The sequence below is a fragment of the Acinetobacter proteolyticus genome (assembly GCF_000367945.1).
GTDB lineage: Bacteria > Pseudomonadota > Gammaproteobacteria > Pseudomonadales > Moraxellaceae > Acinetobacter > Acinetobacter proteolyticus.
This window is the reverse complement of the sequence record NZ_KB849179.1, coordinates 3,063,245-3,074,194: the sequence shown is the minus strand read 5'-3', so window position 1 is coordinate 3,074,194 and position 10,950 is coordinate 3,063,245. Positions and strand designations below refer to the sequence as shown.

The 10,950-nt window shown below is 41.8% G+C and carries 9 protein-coding genes; 3 read left to right on the top strand and 6 right to left on the bottom strand.

Going from position 1 to position 10,950, the window contains the following annotated elements; translation table 11 throughout:
• Positions 1-208: 208 nt before the first annotated feature.
• The gene (tyrS, locus tag F993_RS02790; protein WP_016543200.1) at positions 209-1,441 is read right to left on the bottom strand and encodes a tyrosine--tRNA ligase; all 1,233 of its coding nucleotides are present in this window, start codon (positions 1,439-1,441) and stop codon (positions 209-211) included.
• 61 nt (positions 1,442-1,502) lie between these two features.
• Here tyrS and F993_RS02795 point away from each other — a divergent pair, with 61 nt between their 5' ends.
• Positions 1,503-2,636, top strand: a complete 1,134-nt coding sequence (locus F993_RS02795) for an anhydro-N-acetylmuramic acid kinase (RefSeq protein WP_004656880.1) — start codon at positions 1,503-1,505, stop codon at positions 2,634-2,636.
• A 50-nt stretch (positions 2,637-2,686) separates the two neighbouring features.
• Here the strand turns inward: F993_RS02795 and erpA are convergent, their stop codons facing one another.
• The 5 genes from erpA to F993_RS02820 all read right to left on the bottom strand — a co-directional run bounded on the left by erpA (position 2,687) and on the right by F993_RS02820 (position 7,875).
• Positions 2,687-3,022, bottom strand: coding sequence for an iron-sulfur cluster insertion protein ErpA (gene erpA, locus F993_RS02800; RefSeq protein ID WP_004656878.1), 336 nt, complete (start codon positions 3,020-3,022; stop codon positions 2,687-2,689).
• 122 nt (positions 3,023-3,144) lie between these two features.
• On the bottom strand, positions 3,145-4,149 hold the full coding sequence (locus F993_RS02805) for a putative solute-binding protein (protein WP_004656876.1): 1,005 nt from the start codon (positions 4,147-4,149) through the stop codon (positions 3,145-3,147).
• Positions 4,150-4,437: 288 nt separating this feature from the next.
• Positions 4,438-5,445 carry a putative solute-binding protein gene (locus F993_RS02810; RefSeq protein ID WP_004656875.1) on the bottom strand — a complete coding sequence of 336 codons (1,008 nt, stop codon included), beginning with the start codon at positions 5,443-5,445 and terminating at the stop codon, positions 4,438-4,440.
• A gap of 216 nt (positions 5,446-5,661) precedes the next feature.
• Complete coding sequence (locus tag F993_RS02815; protein WP_004656873.1) at positions 5,662-6,663, bottom strand: putative solute-binding protein; 1,002 nt, start codon at positions 6,661-6,663, stop codon at positions 5,662-5,664.
• A 204-nt stretch (positions 6,664-6,867) separates the two neighbouring features.
• Complete coding sequence (locus tag F993_RS02820) at positions 6,868-7,875, bottom strand: putative solute-binding protein (RefSeq protein ID WP_004656871.1); 1,008 nt, start codon at positions 7,873-7,875, stop codon at positions 6,868-6,870.
• A 213-nt stretch (positions 7,876-8,088) separates the two neighbouring features.
• Here F993_RS02820 and F993_RS02825 point away from each other — a divergent pair, with 213 nt between their 5' ends.
• Together F993_RS02825 and F993_RS02830 are read left to right on the top strand one after the other, a co-directional pair.
• Positions 8,089-10,017, top strand: a complete 1,929-nt coding sequence (locus F993_RS02825) for an ATP-binding cassette domain-containing protein (protein ID WP_004656869.1) — start codon at positions 8,089-8,091, stop codon at positions 10,015-10,017.
• Between the two features lie 343 nt (positions 10,018-10,360).
• Positions 10,361-10,918, top strand: coding sequence for a VTT domain-containing protein (locus F993_RS02830; protein WP_004656868.1), 558 nt, complete (start codon positions 10,361-10,363; stop codon positions 10,916-10,918).
• The last annotated feature ends 32 nt before the right edge of the window (positions 10,919-10,950 follow it).

Sequence of the window (10,950 nt, the reverse complement as noted above, 5' to 3'; positions counted from 1 at the left end):
AAATCCTTGTTTCTCAACAAGTTTTTATCTGCATCACCGCCGATGGATGTGCATTCTACAGCATTTCAGACCCAACACAACCCCCTTTTTTATTATTTTCTTTTGCATGTTTCTTTTTTCTACAAATTCAGTGTTTTCGTTGTTTTTATCAGCTATTTACGTATAAAAAGCAGGCTCATGACCTGCTTTTTATTTTTTTCATTGTGAATTAATCAGTGAAAGTCACTCGTGCAATGGCTTTTTTACCTGATTGGATGATTAAAGTGACATTCTCTTTTACAGAGTAGCTCATATCCACCACATTCCAATCAACTTTTACTGCACCACGCCCCACGGCGTCTTTCGCTGCCGCGGCATTTGGGTTTAAACCCGCAACACGAAGAATGGTTGCAATAAATAACTCACCACCAAACTCGCCACGAGAAATGGTCACTTCTGGGGTATCTTCTGGTACCTCGCCTTCAGTTACACGGTTACCTGCACTTTTATGTGCATTTTCGGCCGCTTCTGCATCATGGAAACGTTCAACCAATTCAAGCGCCAAGATACGTTTGATTTCCTGTGGGTTACGACCCGCAGCCATTTCATCAAGCAAAACTTTGATTTCATCCAATGACTTGAAGCTCAGTAGATCAAAGTAACGTTCAATCAAGCTATCCGGCATCGACAGGATTTTTTGATACATTGCCCCTGGGGTATCAAATACACCAATATAGTTGCCTAAAGATTTAGACATCTTATTGACGCCATCTAGACCTTCAAGAATCGGCACAGTAATACACACTTGTGATTCTTGACCATAACGGCCTTGTAGGGTACGCCCCATTAACAAGTTAAAAGTCTGGTCTGTACCACCTAACTCTACATCAGCCTCAAGTGCAATCGAATCATAGCCTTGTACCAATGGATACAAGAACTCATGAATTGCAATCGGTTGATGGTTGTTATAGCGCTTAGTAAAGTCATCACGTTCTAACATACGTGATACGGTTTGTTGACTCGCCAATTGAATTAAATCAGCTGCTGTTCTTTGATTAAACCATTCCGAGTTAAAACGAACTTTGGTTTTATTTGGATCTAAGATTTTAAAAACTTGTTCTTGATAGGTTTTCGCGTTGGCTTCAACTTGCTCACGAGACAACGGCGGACGTGTTGCGCTTTTCCCAGACGGGTCACCAATCATGGCCGTATAGTCACCAATCAAGAAGGTGACTTCATGTCCCAAATCTTGAAAAGTTTTTAATTTATTAATTAGAACCGTATGTCCTAAGTGTAAATCAGGAGCCGTTGGGTCAAAACCTGCTTTTACACGGAGTGGACGATTCTCTTTCAGTTTTTTCAATAAATCTTCTTCAGAGATAATCTCGTGCGTGCCTCGTTGAATGAGAGCAAGCTGTTCTTCGGCTGGCAAGAAATTTGACATCACAAAACCTAAACACATCAGTTATTCAATTTGTGCGATATACTAACATTTTTTCAGCATCTTGCAGGATAAGTTGTATATGAGCGCGATCTATATTGGTGTAATGACAGGCACGAGCATGGATGGTGTTGATATTGTTGCAACTTCATTCGATCCATTAACACTGCATGCCACGCTGACCGTGCCTTTTGAGCCTGAACTACGTGATGAGTTGATGGCATTAACTCTACCAGATGACAATGAAATTGATCGTATGGGCAAAGCGGATGTCGCTTTGGCGCAAATGATTGGGCACGGTATCAATCAACTGATTGAACAAAATAATTTAGACCGAAGCCAAATTAAAGCGATTGGATCACATGGGCAGACCATTCGTCACCGCCCAGAGCATGGTTTCACCTTACAAATTGGTGATCCCAATATCATCACAGAAATCACACAACTGCCTGTAGTCTCGGATTTCCGTCGTCGTGACATGGCCGCAGGTGGTCAAGGTGCGCCTCTAGTACCTGCTTTCCATCAAGCTCTGTTTCAACATGACAGCATTCACCGCGTGATTTTAAATTTAGGTGGCATTGCCAATGTCAGTATGCTGCCTGCAAATAATCTAGACGGCGTTTATGGTTTTGATACCGGCCCTGCCAATATCTTGATGGATGCGTGGTGTCATCGCCACACAGGGCATCCTTATGATGAAAATGGCGATTGGGCAGCCTATGGCAATCCTATTCGTTCTTTATTAGATCGTTTACAGAATCATGAATTTTTTGCCAAAGAGCCACCGAAGAGCACAGGTCGTGAAGACTTTAATTTAGAATGGCTGGATGAGCAGCTCAGCGATTGGCGCAATGATTTGGAATATGACGAACTGGAAGATACCCCAGAAAATGTTCAATCCACTTTAATGAAACTCACTACACGTGCGATTAAAAAAGCGATTTACCGCAGTAAAGAAACGATGCCGACGGGTGAAATCTATGTTTGTGGCGGGGGTGCCTATAACTCTCATTTACTTGAGCAACTCCGTTGGCGCTTACGTAAACACAATTGGTCGGTACAAACCACGGATGCCCTTGATTTAGCTCCGACATGGGTAGAAGCGACGGCGTTTGCCTGGTTAGCCATGCGTTTTGTAGAGCAGCTCAGTGGCAATTTACCTACGGTGACGGGTGCATCCGGTGACCGTATTCTCGGCACCATCACAGCGGTCTAAGACCAAAAAAGCTTCTCAATTGGAGAAGCTTTTTTTACATCAAAAATCCGTTAGATCGAGAACGATGAACCACAACCGCAAGTGGTGGTCGCATTCGGGTTTTGAACTACAAAACGAGAGCCTTCAAGTCCTTCCAAATAATCGACCACTGACCCAACAAGATATTGGTAACTGAGTGAATCAACCAGCATTTTAACATCGCCATTCATAAATTCAGCATCGTCTTCATTGATGCTTTCCGCGAAGTTAAAACCATAAGAGAAGCCTGAACAACCACCGCCTGTTACATAAACACGTAACATAAGATCGTTATTGCCTTCACTTTCGCGTAGTTGGCGAACTTTGTTAGCAGCACTATCTGACAATTCTAGAGCTTGGGCGTTCATGATGGATATTCCTCAGACTTCAATACGTCTTTCATAAATAAAAGACCCGATATGTAGTATAGCATACTCAATATCGGGTCTGTATTTGAAGTTTTAAAGTGCTGTTAAAGACTTTTACACGATTATTTGTAGTTCTCGTCTTGTAAGCCGCATTCAAAGTTTTTGGCATCTTCACGGCAACGGAATTGCCATAACAGTTTCATCATGCGCTTGTCATAGATTCCTTTCGCGGTCAGATTAATACGCGCTTCACGCATTAATTTTTGATAGCCTGGTTTGTCAGAAGCTGGAACTTCCATCCAATATTTTTGTGGAATGTCTGCTTTCATTTTTCCAAGAATGGTAAATGCACGTGGTAATTGTGCCTTCACCCACTCTCGCGACTTTTGGCCAAAACCTGTTGGGAATTTCTCTGGATGAATAATTAAGTTGCCTGTCACTTGCAGAATTGGATAATTCACAATCGCCCCTTTGGTTCCTAAACCCTTATACAGTTCCAAAGGTTTAAAGGCAGCAGCTGGTGCACCAATAATATCCACCTGACCATTATTGAACTTGGCACCAAAGTTGGTGATATCTGAGCTGACGGCTTGTGCACCGACTTGAGAAGCCATAATTTTTTGTGCTTCATCATAATCTAGGACAGCAATTTTCTTGCCAGCAGCTTTAGCCACCGTATTGATATTACGGTCATTTACCAATAAATAGGCATCACCTACAGGAATGACCCCAACCACTTCATATTTACCATTCACCATTGCTTTAGCAAAGGTCGGGCTGGCTAAACCCTGCATCACTTTAACGGCCAATTTAAGGTCAGTAATCGCCCCGATTGCATCCAATGAACCTGTAAACTGGTTAAACTGACGACCACGCATCCCTGTGATGCTGACCCCATCACATTTACCCGCTTTAAAGTCTTCAGCAATCACAGCTTCATTCGTTCCGACTTTAAGCTCAATATCAGCGCCCCAAGTTTTTGCAGCGAGTTGATAATCCTTCATTAATGCATAAACATCGCCACTTTTTCCCACGATATCAAATACACAAATCGTTTGTTTTGCCTGAGTGCCCGCAGAGACCGCGGCGATCCCAGTCGCAAGTAATAAAGTTTTAAACCATTGCATTTTATTTTTCCTTTGCATCTATGCTGATTGTTGTTGCATCCCATCCAAAATCAAACGACTGGCGGTATATCTTTAAATAGGCTTCACCAATGGATCAATGTTTGAATACAGTCATGTTTAATCGTCCTGATTGAAACATCTTTTAAATCTTCAAGATTCCATTTGGTTTTTATATTTTTATATAATTACGAGCTTTGTAAATCAACACAATGGCTTAAATGACATCTTAAAAAAAACAAAAAGCCTAGATAAATCTAGGCTTTAAGTGTTGATTGTGGCAATTCTGGATTATTCACCCGGTAATGCACATTCAAAGTTTGCTTTGTCTACTGAACAACGAGCTTTCTTCAATACAGACATCATGCCTGCATCGTAAATACCACGCTTAGTCAGATCCATACGACCATCACGTAATAATTTTTGATATTTCAAGTTATCTTCAGCACTCAAGTTCATTTTGTATTTGGCTGGAATTTCAGCTTCATAACGTTTGATCATTGAGAATGCTTTTGGAAGTTGTTTCACAAAGTAGTCACGAGATTTTTGACCAAAGCCAGCAGGGAATTTCTCTGGACGAATCACAAGATCTGCAGTCACTTGTAATACAGGGAAGTTAAACATCGCACCATTTGAACCTAAGCCTTTGCTTAATTCTAATGGTTTGTAGGCATAAGCAGGTGCACCGACCATGTCCACTTGACCGTTGTTAAATTTCGCAGCAAAGTTAGAAATATCAGAAAGTACCGCTTGCGCGCCTACGCGTTGTACCATGATTTTTTGTGCATCATCATAACCCAATACGGCGAATTTTTTACCCGCTGCTTTTTCAATTGAGTTAATGCTCTTGTCACGTACGAAAATGTAAGCAGCACCTAAAGGCGCGATACCCGCGATTTCGTATTTATTACCGCCTAAGTTAGTGGTCATTTTTGCTGCATTACGTGCATCAAGTACATAAGTAATCGCACGCTGTGCCACTTCATTGCTTGGTGCGCCGCCCAATGAATCAACTGAACCCGCAAATTTGTTATATGGACGAGCACGCATTGCTGTCATCGCAACAGCAGCACATTTACCCGCTTTAAAGTTATTGTCTGCAACCTGTTCATCCGTGATTGCAAGTAAGTTGACATCAGCGCCCCAGCTTTTCGCTGCGAGTGCCCAGTCTTGCATCATTTTGTATGATTCACCTGACTTTCCTAATAAGTCGAATACACACACATCAATTGCTGCTTGAGTAGAAGCAGATACACCAAAGATCGAAGTTGCTGCAAGAGCAAGTGCAATTTTTTTCATATTTTTCATCCTTTCACAAACTTTATGTTTGTCTCCTTGTTCGAAGCAAATATTAATCATGTTTTTTGAAAAAAAATAGAGCTTCTACTCTATTTTTATGACTAGATTGTTTATTTTTTACCCTCTTTTATCTATTTCTATTATTTTCTTAGGCAATTTTGTTATATCTGCCTCACTTTGTGTATAGATTTATATCTAGGCGACTGTTCTCCTTTTTTATTCACCACTCAAAGTACACTCAAAGTTCGTCCGTTCAACCGTACAACGGGCACGTTTCAACACATTCATCATACTCGCATCATACACGCCTTGCTTGGTTAAATTCATGCGTCCATCACGCAACATTTTTTGATAACGGGTTTTATCTTCATTGGTCAAGGTAATCTTTTTGGCATTCATTCCCGCTTCTAAACGCTGCACCATGGCAAAGTTACTTGGCAATTTGTTCACGAACCACTGTCGAGACTGAGTTCCGAATCCACTTGGGAATTGTGCAGGACGAATAATCAAGTCACCGGTAATATTGACCACGGGAAAATTAAATAATGCACCATTGGCTAAGCCCTTACTGATCTCTAAAGGCTTATAGGCATAGGCAGGCGCTGCAATTACATCCACCTGTCCGCTATTAAATTTTTTCACAAAATCAGAAATATCTGATGGTACCGCTACCAAATCAATGCTTTCTACAATGGCTTTTTGTGCTTGGTCATAATGTAAATAAGCAAATTTTTTGCCTTTGGCTTTTTCAATGGTGTCGATTTTTTTGTCACGTACAAAAATATATGCCAGCCCGACTTGGATAATACCTGCAACTTCGAATTTATCCCCATTCACTGTCGCTGTTAAACGATGTTGATTGCGCTTATCCAGCACATAGCTAATCGCCTTTTGTGCAATAGCATTGCTGGTAACCGCCCCGACCGCATCAACCGAACCTGCAAATTTATTATATTTTCGGGCACGCATGGAGGTCATATAGACCCCATCACATTTGCCCGCATCGAAATCTTTTTCCGCTTTTTCTTCGTCTTGATAAGGAATTAGCTCAACATCGCCCTGCCATGTTTTAGAAGCCAGCTTCCATTCCTCAATCAGTTTATAAGACTCCCCTGCCTTACCCAATAAATCAAAAACGCAAATTTGTTGTTTTGCCTGTACAGGAGTGCTCATGACAAATAGAGCTGTAGCACTCAATGCCCAAAGTCCTTTTTTCATCTTGTTTTCCCTTACTTTGCTATTTTGCACAATTTTCCATCAGTGCTTATTCAATATAGTCAGATTTTGACCAAAAGAATAGCACTTTTATATACATATGTCGGGTTTTCATCTGTTTTAACAGACTTGATCACGTTTTAATGTTTTAGGCCAATATCAACTCAAAAGCAGGATGTTGAGACATCCATCCACTGATGTATTGGTTTATTCACCACCTAAAGTACATTCAAAATTGGTTCGGTCTACTGTACAACGCGCGCGTTTCAGTACACTCATCATGCTGGCATCGTAAATACCACGTTTGGTCAATCCCATACGTGCTTCACGCAAGATTTGCTGATAACGGGTTTTATCCTCGTTACTGAGGTTGATTTTATATTTGGCAGGTAATTCTGATTCAAGACGCTGGATCAGTGCGAAATTGGTATTCAGACGGCTTAGAAACCACGCTCGAGAGTTCTGTCCAAAATTGCTGGAGAATTTTTCAGGACGGATAATTAAGTCCATGGTCATATTCACCGCTGGGAAAGTCATAATTGCACCCTCATTTCCCAGTCCCTTCGACAGCTCTAAAGGTTTATAGGCATAGGCAGGTGCCGCCATAATATCGGCCTGACCTGTATTAAACTTTTTGGCGATATCAGAGATATCTGCAAGTACGGCTTGTCCACCTAGGCTTTTCACCACGATCTTTTGTGCTTCGTCATAGCCCAGCACTGCAAATTTTTTCCCTTTGATTTGCTCAATAGTATTCATCTTCTTGTCTTTGACAAAGATATAGGCCAAACCAATTTGCGAAATCCCTGCAACTTCATAGTTTTCATTATCAACGGTGCTGAGCAAACGGCGTTGATTACGCTTGTCCAAAGCAAAGCTAATCGCTTTCTGTGCAATCGCATAGCTTGGTACCGCCCCAATGGCATCAATCGAACCTGCAAATTTGTTATAACGGCGCGCACGCATTGAAGTCATATAGACGCCATCACATTTGCCTTGTTCAAAATCATTTTCCGCCAACGCTTCATTCTGATAGCTGATCAAAAAAGTATCGCCGCGCCATGCTTTAGCGGCCAAGGCCCACTCTTCCATGGCCTTATAGGCTTCTCCTGATTTCCCCAACAAATCAAAAACACAAATTTTGCTCGCTGCATGTGTTTCTGTATAGCTCCCCAACACCAGCATTGCCCCCAATGCAAGAATTCCCTTGTTCATCCTTAAATCCTATGCTGCTACTTTTAGTCTTGTTGCTTATTTTTTCATATAATTTAAATAATAATCTGATTCGCGTCACAAAAATAGAGCTTTTACTCTATTTTATCATTGATTGCTCAGCTCAATCCGAACAACTTGATCTTAAATATAAAAATTTGCATTCATGGGCGATCACCTTAAAATGCAGCTATCTATTCGCTATTTTGCATGCTCATGATCCAATTTGACCAAGTTTCATTACGCCGTGGTGGGCGAGTTTTATTCCAAAAAGCTTCAATGCAGCTTCATCCGGGCTGGAAAATTGGTCTTACTGGGGTGAATGGTGCTGGTAAATCGACTCTATTCGCTGCATTCTTAGGAGACTTGGTCGCAGATGAGGGCAATCTGACTCGTCCCGCAGTATGGACTGTGGCGCATATGGCGCAAGAAATTAAAGCCTTAGAAATGCCAGCGATTGATTTTGTGCTGTCAGGCGATGAAGAATACTGGGATATTCAAGAAAAATTAGCGCATCCAGATCAACTCAGTAATGATGAGTTAGCCCAACTGCATGGTCGTTTTGACGAAATTCATGGTTATGCAGCACCCGCCAAAGCAGCACAATTGATGGCTGGTCTCGGCTTTCTTGATCACCAATTAAAATTAAATGTCGCGAGCTTCTCGGGCGGTTGGCGTATGCGCTTGAACTTGGCGCGTACCCTTATGAGCCGTTCAGATCTGCTGTTGCTGGATGAACCGACCAACCATTTGGACTTGGATGCGATCTTGTGGTTAGAAGACTGGCTCAAAGCGTATGAAGGTACGCTGGTCCTGATTTCACATGACCGAGATTTCTTGGATGCGATTACCGATCATATTTTGCATATCGAAAATCAAGAACTGACCTTATACACAGGCAATTACTCCACCTTTGAAACCACTCGTAGTGAACGCTTAGCGCAGCAACAGCAAGCTTTTGAGAAGCAGCAAGAAACCCGCGCACATCTACAAAAGTTTATTGACCGCTTTAAAGCCAAGGCCACCAAAGCCCGCCAAGCACAAAGCCGAATTAAGCAATTAGAGCGCATGCAGCAACTCGCACCAGCACATGTTGATACACCATTTACCTTCAGCTTCCGTGAACCGACCAAAATGAGTTCACCTCTGCTGAGTCTGGATGCTGCTACGATTGGCTACGGCGATAAAATCATTGCTGAAAAAATTCGTCTGCAAATCACCCCAAGTTCACGTATTGGCTTACTCGGGATGAATGGTGCAGGTAAATCAACCTTGATCAAGACCCTTGTCGGTGATTTACCACTACTTGCAGGCGAACGTAAGGCCTCTGAACTGCTCAATATTGGTTATTTTGCTCAGCATCAAATGGATGCTTTGGATGCCCATGCCAGCCCAATGCTGCAATTGGCACGTATTGCCGACAAACACATCAGTGAAGCTGCTTTACGTGCCTTTTTAGGTAGTTTTGGCTTTAGTGGCGAGCGTATGGATACGCCATGTGAGAGCTTCTCTGGTGGTGAACGTGCACGTCTGGCGCTGGCACTGATCGTATGGCAACGTCCCAATGTCTTGATTCTGGACGAACCAACCAACCATTTAGACTTGGATATGCGTCTGGCACTGACTATGGCGCTACAGGACTTTGATGGTGCGGTGGTGCTGGTATCACACGAACGCCAATTGATTGCCAGTGTCTGTGATGACTTGTTATTAGTGCATGCAGGTCAATGCACAGAATTTGCAGGTGATCTACAAGACTACGCTAAGTGGTTACGTGAAGCGCGCCAGCAACAGATCAATGCACAAAATGCATCACAGCAGCAAAGCACAACCACCCAAGCCCCTGCCGCAAAAGTAGATAAGGAAGCGCAACGTAAAGAAGCAGCTCGTCGCCGTGAAATGACGCGTCCAATTCGTAAAAATATTGAAAAGGTTGAAGCTCAGATTGAAAAGGTTCAGCCACGCTTAGCTGACATTGAACATGCTTTGGCGGATAGCGCCTTATATGAGGCTGAGCGCAAAAATGATTTGATCAAGCTGATGAATGAACAAAATGAGCTTAAAGCCAAGTTGGAACAGCATGAAGAACAGCTTTTAGAACTGATGATGGAACTGGAAGAATTGGAAAGCTCATTTGCAGATTAAGCCGCTACGTGATTCATACACATTGCTGTTTTGAGTGTGTATGAATTACAACGTTTAAGGTCATTTGTTTAAACAGAATTATTCCCTTTACAGCTTCAAAAGATGCTTCGGATACTTAAAAACACTATGAATAGCATGAAAAATGTCATGAATTTGTCGAGAATTTAAGATAAGGTAAAAATTGGAATTTTCTCAGAAAATTGAGCTTTAGTGTCAGGCTCGATATACTCAGCCCCCACTGTTGTAAATTTATAACTGACGAATGAATCCTGAGGGTTAAATTCATTTTACATTTTTTGTACTTTAATTTGGTGAGTACTCTATTTTGGATCATACAAACTGAATGAATTCTTTAGATTTTATTTTTAATTTTGAACATATTCTACCGGTCTTGGTTCAAGAGTACGGTTTATGGATTTATGCCATTCTTTTTCTGATTATTTTTTCAGAAACCGCCTTTGTTTTTATGTTCTTCCTACCTGGCGACAGTCTATTACTCACCGTAGGCGCATTATGCTCTGTGGTGGAAATCATGCATCTCGGCTATATGATCAGCCTTTTGTTCTTTGCTGCGGCATTGGGCTATATGGTGAACTACCATATTGGTCGTCATTTTGGCGACCGTATTTTCAATATGAAATCACGCTTTATTAAGCAAGAATATCTACAAAAAACTAATGTGTTCTTTCTGAAACACGGCGGAAAAACCATTTTGCTGGCTCGTTTTATCCCTTTTGCCCGTTCATTTGCACCGTTAGCGGCAGGTTCAAGCAATATGAACTATAGCCATTTTGTGATTTATAACATCTTGGGTGCATTACTGTGGATCAGCGTTTTAGTCACAGCTGGATACTTGTTCGGCCATGCATTGATTCAAGTGAGTGACTTTGTAGAGAATTAACCAGACAACAAGACGTTTCACGTGGAACGCAG